Annotated in this window: 16 protein-coding genes and 1 tRNA gene; 13 read left to right on the top strand and 4 right to left on the bottom strand. The window is 54.5% G+C overall.

Annotation, left to right across the window (positions count from 1 at the left end; all coding sequences use genetic code 11):
• Positions 1-125: 125 nt before the first annotated feature.
• The 5 genes from LWL52_RS02595 (at position 126) to LWL52_RS20615 (ending at position 2,788) form a co-directional block, all read left to right on the top strand.
• Entirely contained in the window at positions 126-1,136 is a 1,011-nt protein-coding gene (locus LWL52_RS02595; protein ID WP_242916646.1) for a c-type cytochrome, read from the top strand.
• 102 nt (positions 1,137-1,238) lie between these two features.
• On the top strand, positions 1,239-1,694 hold the full coding sequence (locus tag LWL52_RS02590) for an RDD family protein (RefSeq protein ID WP_242916644.1): 456 nt from the start codon (positions 1,239-1,241) through the stop codon (positions 1,692-1,694).
• Positions 1,695-1,777: 83 nt separating this feature from the next.
• Complete coding sequence (locus LWL52_RS02585) at positions 1,778-2,272, top strand: methylated-DNA--[protein]-cysteine S-methyltransferase (protein WP_242916642.1); 495 nt, start codon at positions 1,778-1,780, stop codon at positions 2,270-2,272.
• 81 nt (positions 2,273-2,353) lie between these two features.
• Entirely contained in the window at positions 2,354-2,581 is a 228-nt protein-coding gene (locus LWL52_RS02580) for an RDD family protein (protein ID WP_242916639.1), read from the top strand.
• Between the two features lie 21 nt (positions 2,582-2,602).
• Positions 2,603-2,788: an RDD family protein gene (locus LWL52_RS20615; protein ID WP_367615704.1), complete on the top strand. Its 186-nt coding sequence runs from the start codon at positions 2,603-2,605 to the stop codon at positions 2,786-2,788.
• Between the two features lie 54 nt (positions 2,789-2,842).
• On the opposite strand, the gene LWL52_RS02570 is transcribed toward LWL52_RS20615, so the two are convergent.
• On the bottom strand, positions 2,843-3,433 hold the full coding sequence (locus tag LWL52_RS02570) for a histidine phosphatase family protein (RefSeq protein WP_242916635.1): 591 nt from the start codon (positions 3,431-3,433) through the stop codon (positions 2,843-2,845).
• 32 nt (positions 3,434-3,465) lie between these two features.
• Positions 3,466-6,369, bottom strand: coding sequence for a tetratricopeptide repeat protein (locus tag LWL52_RS02565; protein WP_242916633.1), 2,904 nt, complete (start codon positions 6,367-6,369; stop codon positions 3,466-3,468).
• A 276-nt stretch (positions 6,370-6,645) separates the two neighbouring features.
• Between LWL52_RS02565 and LWL52_RS02560 the strand changes: the two genes are divergently transcribed.
• From LWL52_RS02560 to LWL52_RS02550, 3 genes are read left to right on the top strand one after another with little or no spacing between them, the layout of a single operon-like run.
• The gene (locus LWL52_RS02560) at positions 6,646-7,392 is read left to right on the top strand and encodes a glycosyltransferase (RefSeq protein WP_242916631.1); all 747 of its coding nucleotides are present in this window, start codon (positions 6,646-6,648) and stop codon (positions 7,390-7,392) included.
• The gene (locus LWL52_RS02555; RefSeq protein WP_242916629.1) at positions 7,379-8,032 is read left to right on the top strand and encodes a lipid-A-disaccharide synthase N-terminal domain-containing protein; all 654 of its coding nucleotides are present in this window, start codon (positions 7,379-7,381) and stop codon (positions 8,030-8,032) included. Before LWL52_RS02560 ends, LWL52_RS02555 begins: the two co-directional genes overlap by 14 nt.
• 5 nt (positions 8,033-8,037) lie before the next feature.
• On the top strand, positions 8,038-9,675 hold the full coding sequence (locus LWL52_RS02550; RefSeq protein WP_242916627.1) for an ArnT family glycosyltransferase: 1,638 nt from the start codon (positions 8,038-8,040) through the stop codon (positions 9,673-9,675).
• 269 nt (positions 9,676-9,944) lie between these two features.
• Here LWL52_RS02550 and LWL52_RS02545 read toward each other — a convergent pair.
• Positions 9,945-10,026: transfer RNA gene (locus LWL52_RS02545), tRNA-Leu, on the bottom strand.
• A 99-nt stretch (positions 10,027-10,125) separates the two neighbouring features.
• Positions 10,126-10,854, bottom strand: a complete 729-nt coding sequence (locus LWL52_RS02540) for a phosphatase PAP2 family protein (RefSeq protein WP_242916625.1) — start codon at positions 10,852-10,854, stop codon at positions 10,126-10,128.
• Between the two features lie 72 nt (positions 10,855-10,926).
• Between LWL52_RS02540 and thpR the strand changes: the two genes are divergently transcribed.
• The 5 genes from thpR to LWL52_RS02515 all read left to right on the top strand — a co-directional run bounded on the left by thpR (position 10,927) and on the right by LWL52_RS02515 (position 16,234).
• Entirely contained in the window at positions 10,927-11,472 is a 546-nt protein-coding gene (gene thpR / locus LWL52_RS02535) for an RNA 2',3'-cyclic phosphodiesterase (RefSeq protein WP_242916623.1), read from the top strand.
• A 64-nt stretch (positions 11,473-11,536) separates the two neighbouring features.
• Positions 11,537-12,028, top strand: a complete 492-nt coding sequence (locus LWL52_RS02530; RefSeq protein WP_242916621.1) for a CinA family protein — start codon at positions 11,537-11,539, stop codon at positions 12,026-12,028.
• Between the two features lie 35 nt (positions 12,029-12,063).
• Positions 12,064-12,729, top strand: a complete 666-nt coding sequence (locus LWL52_RS02525; protein WP_242916619.1) for a class I SAM-dependent methyltransferase — start codon at positions 12,064-12,066, stop codon at positions 12,727-12,729.
• 774 nt (positions 12,730-13,503) lie between these two features.
• A complete protein-coding gene (locus LWL52_RS02520; protein ID WP_242916617.1) occupies positions 13,504-15,339 on the top strand; it encodes a M61 family metallopeptidase in 1,836 nt (611 codons plus the stop codon).
• 232 nt (positions 15,340-15,571) lie between these two features.
• Positions 15,572-16,234, top strand: coding sequence for a hypothetical protein (locus LWL52_RS02515; RefSeq protein ID WP_242916614.1), 663 nt, complete (start codon positions 15,572-15,574; stop codon positions 16,232-16,234).
• The last annotated feature ends 72 nt before the right edge of the window (positions 16,235-16,306 follow it).

Here is a 16,306-nt window from a genome sequence, read left to right as displayed (position 1 = left end):
CCTTAAAAAACTCCTTTTATAGCCTTATCGTATTTGCTTTAAATTATATTTTTTTGGAATATTAATATGCGATCCTCTTCTAAAGTGCATTGCGCGGCATTTCCTTCACACTAAAATAAAACGTCATGAAAAAAGTAGGCAAAGTGGTAGGCTACCTGCTGGCGGTGGTGGCTACTGCCCTGGCAGCCGGTATTATTTACCTGCAGTATGCGTTCCCTAACGTAGATGCTGCGCCCAGGCTCACGATCGACAAATCGCCGGCTCTGGTAAAGCGGGGCGAGTACCTGGCTAACCACGTAGCCGTTTGCATCGACTGCCACTCTACCCGCGACTGGTCACGGCTGACGGCCCCGCCCATGGCTGGCACTTTTGGCAAGGGAGGCGACAAGTTCGACCATTCGCTGGGCTTTCCGGGTACTTTTTATGCCCGCAATATCACCAGCGATAAGGAAACAGGAATCGGTGCCTGGACGGATGGAGAAATCTACCGTGCCATGACATCGGGTGTGAGCCGCAACGGTGAGCCGCTTTTTCCGCTGATGCCTTATAATTCATACCGCAAGATGTCCCGCGAAGATGCCTATGCCATTATTGCCTATATCCGCACCTTACAGCCCATCCGCAACAAGGTGCCTAAATCGGATCCCGACTTCCCCATGAACCTGATCCTGCGCACCATGCCCGCCAGAATCCCGATCGTTTCGCCCGAGCCACTCCTGACAGATTCTGTGTCGCTGGGCAAATACCTGGTAACTGTAGCAGGCTGCGCCGAATGCCACACCCCGCAGGACAAAGGCAGCCCCGTTAAAGACAAGATGCTGGCCGGCGGCACGGAATTCAGTTTTCCGAACGGCGCCATCTTACGCTCGGCCAACCTGACGCCGGACAAAAAAACAGGCATCGGCAGCTGGACAGAAGACGCTTTTGTGGCGCGTTTTAAACAGTATGCTACGCCCGGCGGCACACCGAAAGTAAACCCCAACGAATTTAATTCCCTGATGCCCTGGAGCATGTATGGCGGCATGAAAGAAGGCGATCTGCGGGCCATTTATAAATACCTGCACAGCCTGAAACCCCAAAACAACAAAGTAGAGAAATATACGCCGGGCCAGGCAAGCGAAGCTGCCAGTTCCTGAGAAACATCGCTTTACTAAGCGTTAGAAAGCTACCCGCCATACAACGGGTAGCTTTTTTGTTGTAGTTTTGCACCAATCATCGGCAAAGCTTACAGAATTATTATGGAATTACCTTTTCAGGACGAGAACCAGCAAGCCATCAACCTTCCGTTAGCCAGTTTCTGGGCACGGTTTGGGGCCCTTCTGCTTGACAGCTTTCTGATCAGTCTGGTCACGGTGCTGGTATTTACGGTGGCCGGAATCCCGCTGATAACCACGCCTGATGACCTCACTAACCAGCTCAGTAGCCAGTTGGTAAATACCTTTATCGCCTGGATATACTATGCCGGCTTCGAAAGCTCACGGCTACAAGCTACGATCGGCAAGCAGCTTTTCGGCATTTTCGTGACAGATGAAAACGGGCACCGCATCAGCTTCGGGCGTGCCACCGGGCGCTTTTTTGCCAAACTGCTCTCCGGCCTGCTGCTGCTCGTAGGCTACATCATGGCCGCTTTTACCGCCCGCCGGCAAGCGCTGCACGATAAGCTGGCCGGCACGCTGGTCTTCAGGCACCTTTAGCGGCCAGCAACACGCCATACATAGCCGCTGAAGCAACACGGTTTTTTGTTGTTTTCGAGCGCCGGAAAGCCTATATTTATACAATGAACGCCCCAAGTTTCACCACCTACTATCACTCCCCTATCGGGTACATGTGCATCCAGGGAAATATGGATGCAATTCAGGTGGCGCGGTTTTGCGAGCGCCCCGGGCCGCCGCAAACGGACGTTCCGCCGGTCGGGCAGGCGTGCCTGCAGCAACTGGCGGAATATTTTAAAGGTACCCGCCAGTCTTTTGACCTTCCGCTGCAGCCTGCCGGAACCACCTTTCAGCAGCAGGTATGGGAACACCTCAAGCTGATACCGTTTGGCAAAACGCGCTCTTACCTGGAGGTAGCCCGCGCTGTGTCGGGCGAAAAAGCCATTCGGGCGGTAGGTGGTGCAAATGGCAAAAATCCTCTTTGTCTGCTGGTGCCCTGCCACCGGGTAATTGGCAGCGACGGTAGCCTGACGGGCTATGCGGGAGGCGTATGGCGCAAGGAATGGCTGTTACTGCACGAAGGGGTGCTGCAGCCCGAGCAGCAATTATCGCTTTTTTAAGTATAAAATAAGTATAAAACAGAACCTCGCCTGCAAATCCAAGTATAGGAAAGCGCACCTTATACTTCCGCGGAAACATTTATGCAGGTTACGTATACCCGGCCAGGCAAACGCTTTACTCTGGCTGCTCTCAGCCCCCGGCTCCTGGCGGGATTGATCGACTTCCTTTTGCTTTCTCTGGTATTTGCCACGCTGGATTATTTCACCTTCAGCAGCAATGAAAATGCCCTGCTGCTGAAGCCTGAGCGGCTCCTGCATATTTTACTGGGTTGGGTATACTTTGCCGGTGCCGAGTCGTGCAGCGGGTAAGCTACCTTAGGCAAATACCTACTGAGCCTACACGTAAGACGCAGCACCGGCGGCAGGCTATCGTTTTACAAAGCCAGTATCCGCTACTTTGCCAAGCCCCTGACCCTGCTGGCATTTCTGCGTCGTTTCGTGCCCGGGGCTGGTCCGGCGCCACACCACCTGCTGCACGATGAGCTGGCCGACGCCCTGGTGGTGCCCCGCCGCTAAAAAACCCTGCATCAGACGATGGCAAGGGCTTCGGAAACGGTCAGGAACCATGTACTACCTGCCTGTCGCGCCATAATGCCGGACCTCCACGGTGGCCGTATTCCCAGGCAGCACGGTTATTTTAAACAGGTAATCATACTCTGAGTCGCTGATAAAGAGCACATCTGTCTTTGCGCCAAAGGCTTTGATCAAGGGCAGCAAGGTGTTGGAATGGCCGGCAACCACCACCGTCTGGCCTTTATGCTCCTGCAGGATGCGGTCCTTCAATCCATTAAAATCATAGGTATCATAGGGTTGTATCGGCAGCTGGCGCGCAATTGCCAGCGGTTGCAGCGTTTGCTGCGTGCGGATATATTTAGTAGCATACAAAGCCGCAATAGGCTGTCCTTCCAGCTCGGCACGCAATGCCTCTGCGCGTGCTACACCCTGGGGCGTCAGGCCTGGGTCCTTGCTAGCCGAATCGGTAAGATCTTTTTCAGCATGGCGCACCAGGTAAATAACGGTAGGTTGGGCTGCGGCATCTCCCGATGCGGAAGGAATGGCTAATGGCATGACGCTTTCGTTGCCCGCCGGCGCATTGCGGCAGGCCGAAAAACCAAGAATCAGGAGCGACAGGAATAGTTTACAGAGGAAAGATAGCTTCATATCAGTTTTTTTGATCAGGGTTAATATTCAGGTTAGCGTAGTATGTCAGTAGTTAAAGGCCCGGGCATCAATAGTTGCGCACCAGCCTGCTGCACTTTGCGGGCCGCCTTTTGTTTTCCGCGTTGCTGCAGGAGGCTGGTTAGCTGCTGCCTTGCTTGCCAGTAGTAAGGGTTTTGCTTCAGGAGGTTTTCATAAGTATGCTGCGCCTTTTTAACGTCGCCCTTTGCAGCCCATACTTTCGCCCATGCCAGCTGATGCGCCTGGGTTTGTAGCACGGTTACAGGCACCGGCAGACTGTGCAGGATGGATTCAGCCCTGCTCACCTCGCCTAGTGCTGCGTATACGCCCGCCAGTTCGTAGCCTCCGTCAGGCATCAATACTTTCCCGTCCGGCGCGGGTTGCAGCGCTGCTTTTGCTCCGGCAGTATCGCCTTGTGCCAGTTTATACTTAGCCATGCGCAGCTGGTAATCTGCACGGGGCGCACCGGCGGCTGAAAGAATGCGCTGTGCCTGCTGCAGGGTTGCATAGCCTTCGCTATACTTGCCTAGGGCGGCCAGTACGTCGGCATATTGCTGCCGCAGCTCGTAGTGCTGCGGTTTCAGGGCGACGAGTTGCGCCAGGGGTTGCAGGGCGGTTGTGTCGCGGTAAACGGTTCCTTTCAGGAAGCTGGCAAAGGCCTGCGCCTCATCGCGCCGGTCGCGGAGGTACGTGGAAACAGTAGGGGCATCTTTCAGGTAAGCTTCTGCTACGGCAACGGCCTCAGGCATTTTGTTATAGCTGGTATAAAATTCCCGGAAACGCTCGTTTGCTTCGGCCCGCAACAGCAGATCGTCTTCCAGCGCCAGGGCCTTGCGGTAAAGGGCTGCCTGCTCCCGCAGCGCGTCTTCGGGCTTTACCTTACCGTCCTGCTTCCGGGCCTCGATTAGTTCGGCCTCCGCCAGGTAAATGGGCGCATAGCCCGGATTTATATCTTTGGCTTTCTGCAGCCAGGCTGCCGCCGCACTATACTCCTTTTGCTGCTGCTTTACTTCGGTGTAGGCAAGTATGGCCGGCTGGTAGGCAGCATCCCAGGTCAGGGCGGTATCGAGCAGCGCGGTGGCTTTGTTCCAGTCTTTGGCCCGTTGCGCCTTAGCAGCCAGATTCAGGTATACTTGCGCCCAGTTGCTGGCCATAGCTTGTTTATTGCCAGCCAAATAAGCGCGCTGCCGCTGCACCAGCTGATCCAGAAAAGTATAAAGCTCCGGGTCTTTGACTTTCAGGTCGGCGGTGGTATTAATAGATTTATGATTGAGCGGATGCACTTTTACGGGCTCGAAGTATGCCGGGTAGGTCTGGGCCAGGTATTCGTGCTCGTTGTTGGCTGAGTAATAATCAAGTGTGCGGCCCTCCTTCATGGCGTTAAAGTACAGGCGGCGCACGGCGCGCTGCTCAGCATCAGTAAACACCATCTGGTGGTAGAGGTGGGTGTACTCGTGCAGCACCACGTTGCGCTCCAGGTAAGCGCCGCGCAGGACGTATTCGATGGCGGCCGCCCCGCTGCCCACGCCCCGAATGTCCATCCACTGGCGGTTATCAAAAGTGGTGGCCTGCCGGAAGTAGGGCGAATGCATGGCCATGGCCAGGTCGTGGTGCAAAGGCGGTATCACAAACGTTTCGCCCTGCCGGGAGAGAAAGGGGAAGTATACGGTGCTGGCATAAAGCTGCGCCCACACCATTTTCTGCACCTCGTTGCCGGGGTAATACGCCACATCCGGGAAAACACGGGCAAAGTTCACCGGGTCTTTTATCACCGTTTGCTCCACCACCTGCCGCAGCGAATCATAGTTGTGCAGGTAGGTTACCTGTTTTTGTTTGATCACAGCAGCCAGGGCATTGTGCGCCGGACCGTAATGTGCCTTTTTACGGAGGATGCGCTGGAAAATAGCTTGCGCAGAGTCCAGCCGGAGCTGGCGGTTCATATCGAAGGCCATGTAATAGACCGAGCCGCGCAGCATGGCCGGCAGCACCGAGGTGGGGTATAGCTGCTGCACCTGCCCGGCCAGTTGCAGGGCTTCCGGCAATTTATTTGTAGCAATCAGCTGGTCGGCGGGTTTTAGCGCCGTACGCACCTGCTCGTCTTCAGGCTGGGCGTAGTCGGCATAGGTGCGGTTGGTATGGCCGTTGCCCCAGTGCCAGTGCGTCACATAATGCAGCGGGTTCAGGGCCAGCGCCAGTTCCCATTGCGCAGCCATGGCATTTAGCTGGGTGGCATCCACGCGGCGCCAGATGGCATAGCCATAGTTGAAGCGGGCATCGGCATTAAACGGATCGAGGGTGAGGCTGGTCAGAAGCGGCTGCTCGGCCAGTTCGGGTCTCTGGTTCCAGAAGTATACATCCGATTCGAGCAGGTAAGCGGCGGCGTTCTTCGGATTCCACTGCTCCACCGTTTTAGCCCATGTCAGCGCCTGGTCATACTTCTTTTGCAGCATCAGGATGCGGCCAGCGGCCAGGGCGGCTTCTTCATCTTTTGGATTAGCGCGGAGCAGTTGCTGGGCCGTAGCCATTGCCTGGGGCAGTTCCCAGGCCTGCACCTGCAGCTTGCTTTGCAGCAGCAGGGCCTCGCGCTGTTTGGGGTCTTTTTGAAGCACCGCCTGCACCAGCTCTTCGGCTTGCTGAAAATAATGCTGTAGTATGGCCAGCCGCGCATTGGCCAGCTTAACTGCTGCGGATGGTTTGGCGGCTTTTAATACCTGCGCTGCCTCGGGCCAGGCGCCCAGTTCCAGCAGCCTATCGGCTTTTTGGGCAGGCGTAATATTTGTTGCCGTGCGGACTGCCTGCCGTTCGTGGGTAAGTGCCTGCTGCACGGCCGCTACGTCATCGGGGTGCTGGGCAAAGACAGGCGAAACAGTTAGTAAAAGGCCCGCAAGCAGGGCGATCTTTCTTATAACAGGGAGCATGATATGGGGTAGCCGTAGCTTGTTTAAAACTCACTATCCCTAAATATAGTATTAATTTAGTTATCGTGTGGTATCGCGTCGCATTTGCTGCGCCAGCAGGGCAAAACCAATAGCTTTACAGCATAATGGCACGAAGGAACTGTTTCGGGTTTTCCGCTCTTGTCGTTAAAAAGCAGTTAAAAGAAATACTGCCCAACACAGCATATGCTTCGAAAGGTTACCGTACTTTTGCCTTGCTATTTTATAGTGTAAAATCATACTTAGTTAAGTATACAGATGACGTCTTATTCGCTGACCGTTATTGTGCCGGTTTATAACGAGGAGGGCTGCCTCACCCGTTTTTGCGAGGCTATGGATGCTTTCCTGGCTGCCTCGCCGGTGCCTACTACCGTGCTGTTTGTAAACGATGGCTCCACCGACAGCAGCCTGGCCCAGATCCGAGAGATCTGCCACCACAAAGCTGGTTACAGCTACATTTCGCTGGACCGCAACCACGGGCTGAGCACAGCGGTGAAGGCTGGCATCGATACGGCCGACACCACCCACATCGGCTACATCGACTCCGACCTGCAGACCTCCCCCATGGATTTCCTGCTGTTTTTCCCGTTTATCGGCGAGTATGCCATGGTCAATGGCATCCGGGCAAAGCGCAAGGACACGTTTGTAAAGAAGCTGTCGTCTAAAATTGCCAACGGCTTTAGGCGCCGCATGATTAATGATGGTATTCAGGATACCGGTTGCCCGCTCAAGATCATGGACGCGGCCTACGCCAAGCGCATCCCCTTCTTTGATGGCATGCACCGCTTTTTGGGCGCCCTCATCCAGTTGCAGGGCGGCAAGGTAAAGCAGCTGCCGGTGCAACATTTCGAGCGGTTTGCCGGCTATTCCAAATACCACCTGTTCAACCGCCTGTGGGGCCCGCTCAACGATACGTTTGCTTTCCGCTGGATGCGTAAACGCTATATTAATTACGGCATTGCCGAGCATTTTGAAAACCAACCGGTTACGAATGGACATCTCTGAGCTGCTCATTTACGGCATAGGGTTACTGGCCCAGGCGCTGTTCTCGGCCCGTATCCTGCTGCAGTGGCTCTCCTCGGAAAAAGCCGGTAAAGTGCTCTCGCCGGTCTCGTTCTGGACTACCAGCCTGATCGCCTCCATCCTGCTGATGGTGTATGGGGCGCTGCGCAACGACCTGGTGATCATTGGCGGGCAGGCCATCTCCTATTTCATTTACATCCGCAACATCAAGCTCAAAAATAAATGGGACGAGCTGCCTGCGCCAGTCCGGTGGGGGGCGTTGGCCTTTCCGTTTCTGGCGGCCGCATGGCTGCTCTGGAGCGATACCTACAGCTTCAGCTACATTCTGGAGCACAGCAAGATATCGGGCGCGCTCATTGCCTGGGGCGGAGCCGGGCAGATCGTCTTCACACTGCGCTTTGTGTACCAGTGGTGGTATTCGGAGCGGGTGAAAGAATCGGTGATCCCAAATGGTTTCTGGATCATCAGCCTTGTGGGCAGCCTAATGATCATCTCCTACGCTGTTTTCCGCCTGGACCCGGTGCTGTTTCTGGGGCAGATCTTTGGCGTGGTGGCCTATAGTCGTAATTTTATTATCGGGATGCGGGAAAGCAAAGCCGCCCGACAAACCTCAGCTCCCTAAAACGTATGTTCAAATTGGAATCGCGCTACAGCGGCCGCACGGTGCTGTTTCTTTTGCTGCTGCTCCTGGCCCTGTTGCTTTACAACCTGGGTGGCTGGGGCGTGATCGAGACCAGCGAGGCCCGCTATGCCGAGATCAGCCGCGAAATGCTAGCTTCCAGCGACTGGCTGCACCCGCGCCTGCTGGGCATTCTGCATTACCACAAGCCGCCAGCCACCTATGTTATTTCGGCCTGGGGCATGGGCATTTTCGGAATGAACGAATTTGGGGCCCGTTTTTTCCTGCAGCTCTCGCTGGTACTGCAGGCCGGGCTGGTATACCTACTGGGGCTGGAGCTGTTCAAAAGCCGCCGCACGGCACTCATCGCAATGGTAGTATACATCACCATTCCGGCGGTACTGCTGGCCGCCCGCAACCTCACCACCGACTCTTTTCTAACGACCTTTGAATTGCTGGCCATCTATGCCTGGCTAAAGTATAAACCCCGGCAGCAGGCCGCCTGGATCTACTTGTTTTATACCTGCCTGGCGCTGGCCTTCCTGACCAAAGGGCCGGTGGGGCTTATCTTCCCGGTATTGCTGGCCATCGGCTACCGCCCGGCAACGGAAACAAGCCTGCCGCAGCCTATTCGCTGGGGCCACCACCTGCCCGCGCTGCTGCTTTTCCTGGTGCTGGGCCTTTCGTGGTACCTCTACCTGATGCAGTACGACCCGCGCTTTATCGACTACTTTATCTTTAAACATACTGTGGAGCGCTATGCCAACCCCGAAACGTTTGGGCGCGCCAAGCCGTGGTGGTTTTACCTGGTGCTGGCGCCGGTGCTTAGTTTGCCCTGGGCGGCCATCTTGCTACTAAACCTCAAAAAGCTCCGCAACCTGCCCCGTTTGCACAAGCGCCTGTTTATACTCTGGCTCCTGGTGCCGCTGGTGTTCTTCTCCTTATCAAGCTCCAAGCTCATCTTATACATTCTGCCGCTTTTTGCCGGCCAGGCGCTGCTCACGGGCTGGCTGCTACAGGCCCTGCCCCAACCGGCCCTGCGCAAAGCAACGCTGGGGGCGCTGCTATACTTTGGAGTGCTGGCGCTGGCGTTGCTGGCAGGGCCGCTGCTGCCCTTTGGCGTGGCGGTGCCCGGTTGGGCGCTTGTTTTTCCGGTAATGATGCTGGTAGGCCTGCTGCTGCTCTGGCGCAGGAAGAATGAGTATCTGCTGCAACTGCTGGGTGGGGCGCTGGTGTTTTGCCTGTTGCTTATTCCCTATTCCACGCACGTGATGGGCGCCAATCCCGAACTGATCAACAGCAGCAGCCACCTGACCGCCGCACTGCAGCAGGAGCCACTGCGGGGCAAACAGGTACTGGTGTATGATAAACTCCTGCCCTCGCTGGCATTCGAACTGGGCCATAATTTCATCACCATCCATGACCAGGATCATAACCTGAACCGCGAAACGCAGTTTGAGCAAAGCCAGGTATGGCGCGAAAAGTTACTCCAACTAGATCGCCCGGATGATGTGCAAAGGCTAAAGCAGCTGCTGCAACAAAACACAGCCCTGCTCGTGAAAGGCGATCTGCCCGAAAAAAGCCAGTGGATAAAACGCTACCTACCGCACTATCAGCAAGTGGGTAAGTGGAAAATCTATTATTAATACCTCTATCCGCAGGTATAAGTATAAACAGCTAAGTCCCTCCTAAATCGAGGGACTTTCTTTTTAGCCCGGTTCCAACGGGTATAAACGTAGCAGAAAACTTCATATGCAAGCCGCCTTTGCCAATCAGGTATTTAAGGCCTTAGCATGAGGCAATAAGCGGAAGGATTAATCAGGACAATACTACGGGATGGAGCAAGTATAAAAGCAGCAGCGGCGGACATAAAACAAAAAAGGCTGACCCGAAGATCAGCCTTTTTCAGACAGTGTGCGCACGGGGAGATTCGAACTCCCACACCCGAAGGCACAGGCTTCTGAGACCTGCACGTCTACCAGTTTCGCCACGTGCGCGAAACATAGTTATTCACTTCCCCAACCTGCAACCGTTGTTGTTGTTGTTGGTTGGGATTGCAAAGGTAAGCGAGGATTTTGAAACTGCAATACTCCGTTCTAAAAATTTTCAGTTTTTTTATCCTCCTCCTCCATCAAAACCGGCGTTATTTCCTTGCGGGAGAACTTTTCCAGCTTCCGCAACACCCACAGCCCAAGTATAACCCACAGGAAGCCAGCAGCAAAGCCAGCCAGCACATCGGTAGCAAAGTGCACCCGCAAATAAATGCGGCTAAAGCCAATGAGCAAAATAAAAAAGGCCAGTAACAGCACCAGCAGGTTCCGCAACGCCCGCGGCTTTACATGTTCCCATACCAGGAAGATAAGCAACCCATAAAAGGAAGCCGCGATCATGGAATGCCCGCTCGGAAAGCTGAGGCCCGAGGCCTGCACCAGCGGCATGAGGGGGCGTGGCCTGTCAAAGAAATACTTGAGCACCAAGTTAAGGCTGATACTGCCCAAGGCCACGACCGGCACGCGGATAGAATGCCACCGGTGCTTGCGGATAAACAGAAAGTAGGCAATAAGCAGCAGGGCAGCCGGCGTAATGAATTGCTGGGAGGCAAAAAACGTGACCACCTCAATAAAGCGGTTCATGCCCGGGCTGCTGATCCAGTGGGCGAAGGCAAACGCTTTTTCATCGATGCCTAGCTTATCACCTTCCAGAATTTCAGCGCCGATATACAGAAACCCGAAGATGCAGGCCAGGAAGATGGCCAGCACAAAAATAAATTCTACGGTGAAGAGCGTAAACTCTGCTGCTATTTTTTTATAGAGATTTCGAATCATTTCTTCTTTTTCCGTTTAACCTATACCTGCCCGTTTACAGCGGCGTGTTCCGAAGCATAACTGTATAAAACTATGAATGACAGCATTAGGTTGTTTGTAGCCGCCCCGATACCAGAGAAATTAAAAGCAGAACTCGGGGAGCTCCTGCAGGCCTTTGAGCACCCGGCTATCCGGTTTATGCCCCCACAGAACCTGCACCTTACGCTATACTTTATCGGCAATGTGCCCCCGCAGGAGCTTCCCCGCATCCAGGAGCAGCTGCAAACAGCAGCACACCAATACGCGTCTTTTACGCTGCAACTGGATGCGCTGGAACTGGGGCCAAAGCCCCACGCACCGCGGCTGGTGTGGGCGCGCTTTGCTCCGAACCCTGTTTTTGAGGCGCTGAGCCGCCACCTAGTGCAGGCGCTGGCCCCCGAGCCAGCGCAGCCCCTGAAAACCATCCCCCACATTACGCTGGCCCGTTTCCGCAAAGATGCGCCCAAACCTGCCGGCCTGCCGCCGGTGCACTCCCCCACGCCATTGCAGCTACCCGTTTCTTCTTTTTCGCTGTGGCAGTCGGAACTGGCCTCGCCGCACCCAATATACCGCGTGCTCCAAAACTATCCGCTGAGCTAAACCTGGCGGCTTCAAAAGGAGTAAAAGAGGCTCTATTGCATCACCCGCAATTAAATGAATACCTATGAACCAGACGGAGCTTACCCAACTGATGATGTCGTTGAAAGACAAAGAACTAACCGTGGCCTTTGCCGAAAGCTGCACGGCCGGCATGCTGGCTTCCGAGTTTGTGAAAGCAAAGGGCAGCAGCGATGTGCTGCTGGGCAGTGCCGTGGTATACCAGCCCGAGGCCAAGAAAAAGCTACTGGGCGTGAAGCAGGAAACGCTGGACCTGTATACGGCCGAATCGCAACAGGTAACCAACGAGATGGTGATGGGACTTAAAAAGCTGCTGGGCGCCAAGATCAGCATCGCCACTACCGGCCTGGCAGGCGAAGGCGCTTCTGAAACACCTGAAAAGCCGGTAGGCACCATGTTTGTATCGATGCTCTATGACGGTAAAGCCGAAGAATTCCGGGAGGTTTTCAAAGGCAATTCCGAAAGTATGCGCAAGCAGCTCACCGAGTATGTCTTCCAAAAAATCCAGGGTGTGCTGGACCAGCATTATTCCCGCTAAGGCTTACCTTTGCCTGTAAACTTACCCCCTCTACTTTGCCCCACTTACCGGATAGCGGCTTTCATCGGGTAGCCTCTTTTTACGACAGGCTGGCCCGCCTGGTATATGGCCACCATCTGGAGCAGGCGCAGCTTGCCCTCTTGCCCCACCTGCCCGACAGCGCCCGCGTGCTGGTTATCGGCGGCGGCAGTGGCTGGCTGCTGACGCAGCTCCTGCAAACGCAAAAACACCTGGCAATTTTATACCTGGATGCCGCCCCGGCTATGCTGCAACGGGCAGAGCAGCGCTTTATACAGTATCAGCAGCCGCACCACAGCACCGTTACCTTCCGGTTGGGCACCGAACAGGCCCTGCAGCCCGAAGAACAATTTGACGTGGTCTTCACTCCTTTTCTGCTGGACCTGTTCCCTCCGAAACGGCTGCAGCAACTCATGCAGCGGCTGAACGAGGCGCTGGTGCCGGGTGGCCTGTGGCTGTTTGCTGATTTCTGGCCCGTACAGCAGCCCGCGCTGTGGTGGCAACGGCTGCTGGCAACCGGTATGTATACGTTCTTCAGCGTACTCAGCGGCGTCAAAGCCCGCAAGCTCCCCGATTATCAACTGCATTTTGATGCCCTAGCCCTGCGGGAAGTCTTTAGCCAGGCGTTTTATGGCGGCATGGTGCAGGGGAAAGTGTTTGTGAAAGAGAAAAGGCCGGTTTAAGTTTTAATTTATAGATGCTACTGCTATCCAGGTGTCGTTTGCGGCTATACCTGGTGGGGCTGTTTGATGCTCAGGTATAAAGTCCTGTTATACATGGTTGCTATCGTATGATGCATTGCTAAAGACTTTCTGCTATACTAACTAGCTTCCTTTCTTCCGCAGTTTTATACTTGCCTTGTTTCATCTTCTACTTTGGAGCGCTCCAAGCCCGCGGGGCCTCGTTCACTGTGGCGTGAAGCTGCCCTAGCGGGCTGCCTTTCAGGCACCGCAACACACCAAGGCGCTCAACCCAAGGACTGGGATCTATTCGATAGCGGCTGTTCTTTGCTATGCAACTTGAACCAAGTCCCCCGTTGAAGGGGGTAGGGGGATGGTCATCTTATACCTTAACTATGCTGTTTATACTTGCCTCTGGTAAAACAGCCCTCTTCCCCTTTTGTCATCCTGAAAGGATCTTGTGAGCAAGCTAATGAAACTAAAACTACAACGCTTATACCTAAGCCAAGGCAATTACAACCTCCCCTCCTGGGGGTAGAGGCCCTCCTTAAATAAGGAGGGGCCAAGGGTGGTTGGACTCTGTACTGCATCGCTTATACTTCAAAAAGAACCAACCCCAAACCCCCTACCCTGTTCTTATAAATGCATTAAAACCAGAACAGTAAATACCAGAAAACAAAGTATAAAGCAGCATTCCCAACGCAGAACGCCTCATTTGCACTCCAGCATTGCAATTCTTATATTTAGCTGTCGAAGTATAAACACGAATCAGACTACATGAGAAATAAACTACCCGGCCTGCTTGCGCTGGCATTCGGGCTGGCAGTACACCCCCTGCTGGCTCAGCAAAAAGTCACGTATTCCCTGTCTTTCCCCAATTATGTGCACCACGAGGCACAGGTGCAGGTACAGTTTGATGACGTAAAATCAGATACCCTAAAAGTGCTGATGCCGCGCACCTCACCGGGGCGCTACGCCATTCATGAGTTTGCAAAAAACGTGTACAACGTAAAAGTGACGGATGCGCAGGGCCGGGAGTTGCCTGTGTCGCGGCCTGCCACCAACGAGTGGGACGTCACGGGCCACCACGGCACCGTAACTTTGCACTACACCTTGTTCGGGGATCATGCCGACGGCACGTACGCCGGAATCGATGAAACTCACGCCCACCTGAATATGCCGGCTACCCTGATGTATGCCAAAGGCTTTGAAGCGGCTCCCGCGCAGGTCACGTTTAACATCCCGCAGGGCAAAAACTGGAAAATAGCGACTCAGCTTAAACCGGAGCAGGGCACTACTTATTCCGCCCCCAACTTCCAGTACCTGATGGACAGCCCCACCGAGCTCAGCGACTTTGACCTGGCGGAGTGGACGGTGCAGGAAAACGGCAAAATTAAAACCATACAGGTGGCCATGCACCATCTGGATTCCAAAGAGCTGTTTGAGCAGTATGTGGCGCAGGTAAAGAAAATTGTGGCCGAGGAGCGTGCCGTTTTCGGAGAGCTGCCCGACTACGATTACGACCGTTATACCTTTATTGCCTGCTACATGCCGCAGGCCGTGAGCGATGGCATGGAACACCGCAACTCGACTATGATCCCAAGCTCCCGTCCGCTGGCTAAGTTCAGAGATGCGCTGCTGAACACCGTGGCCCACGAGTACTTTCACTCGTGGAACGTGGAGCGCATCCGCCCTAAAACCCTGGAGCCCTTCAATTTCCAGGAGGCGAACATGTCGGAATCACTGTGGTTGGCCGAAGGATTTACCAATTATTACGGCGATCTGATGATGGTCCGCACCGGCCTTTTCGATACCAAAGCATATGCCGAGAACCTGGCCGGCGACCTGAACTACGTGCTGCTCTCGCCCGGCCGCCAGTATAACGCGTTGATAGAGATGAGCCGCCAGGCCCCTTTTGTGGATGCAGCCCGCTCCGTGGACCCCGTGAACCGCCAGAATACCTTCATCTCCTACTACATTTACGGCAGCGTAACGGGCCTTGCCCTGGACATGACGCTACGGCAGCAGTACAGCAAAACCCTGGACGATTACATGCAAGCGCTCTGGCGCAAGTATGGTAAACCCGAAAAAGCCTACACCTTACCGGATCTTGAGCAAACGCTGGCCGAAGTAACCGGTGATAAAGCCTTTGCGACCAGCTTCTTCAAAAACACGGTTAATGGAACGTACCTGCCTGATTACGCGCCGCTGCTGGCCAAAGCGGGCCTGGAACTCCGAAAAGCAAACACAGGAACGCCATACCTGGGGACTTCAGCTTTAAAATTCAGCAAAGAGGGCGCCGAGATCATGCAGGGCACGCTGGTAACGGCTGCCGCTTACAAAGCCGGCCTCGACCGCAGCGACGTGATCCTGACGCTGGATGGGCGCAAGCTGCGCTCTGAAAAAGACTTGAAGAAGGTACTGGACAAGCACAAGCCCGGCGATGAAGTGCCACTCACTTACCGGCGACTGGGCCAGGCTCGCACCGCCACCCTGACGCTGGACGAGGAGCCTGAACTGGAAGTGGTGCTGTATGAAAGCACCGGCAAGCAGCTTACCCCAGAAATGGAAAAGTACCGGCAAGCCTGGCTGGGCTCCGCTGTTGGACATTAGGTGCTAGACTTTAGACACAAGACGATAGACAATAGATAAGAGACATTTAAGTTAGACTAAGGAATACTATTAGCTCTGAAGCGACACCAACCTAATTTAAAGTCTTTTGTCTTGTGTCTAACGTCCTGTGTCTAACATCTAACACCTAATATCTAGCGTCTAATTCGGGAGTTTGCTTTTGAACAAGCAGCCCCTTACCTTAGTATAAGGATTTATACTTCAGCTGATTCACGTGAAAAATATATTTAAGCTCATACTTACTGCCAGCCTGCTCTGGTCCGGTAATGCCATGGCGCAAGCAGGCAAGCCGGCCCTGGATGCAGCGCCCGTGCCAACCGCTACCGAAGCTCCGGCTACTTTGGCAGCTCCTGCACCAACTGTGGCAGCGGTAAAACCAAAGCCAGCGTGGCAGGGGCCGGCGTTCAGCTACGGCCTGTCGGCCGGGGCCAGCTTTAGCAGGGGGTTTGGCGGCGCCACTTACATAGCGCCTTCGGTGCGCTACCAGGTTAGCAACCGTTTCAGGGTGCGTGCCGGAATGACGTACGTCAACGTACTGCCTTATACCTCTCAGCTTGCCTCTGCCGAAGGCAACACCATTGTGTACCGCAACAACGGCGGCAGCCATTACATCATGAATGCCGGCGTGGATTACCTGGCCAGCGATAGGCTGATCCTGAGCGGCAACATCTGGCGCGACTTTTCGAACATGCCACAGAACAGGTATGATCTCTACAGCCCCGGCCGCCTGGGCGCCGATTTCAGAGCAACGTACAAGGTAACGGAGAACTTCTCGGTTACCGGCGGCATCCGCTACTCTGATGGCGCCTCGCCTTTTGCCAGCCCTTTTTATAACCCGGGTTTTGGCAGCTACAGCCCCGGCGGGTTTGGATATTAAAACGAACGATCAACTCTTAAAAAACGCTTCTCAGCAGGGCTGGGAAGCGTTTTTTTATGTTCATTTGCATTA

The sequence above is a fragment of the Pontibacter liquoris genome (assembly GCF_022758235.1).
Lineage (GTDB): Bacteria > Bacteroidota > Bacteroidia > Cytophagales > Hymenobacteraceae > Pontibacter > Pontibacter liquoris.
The sequence above is the reverse complement of the archived record's forward strand: the minus strand, read 5'-3'. Positions and strand labels throughout refer to the sequence as shown.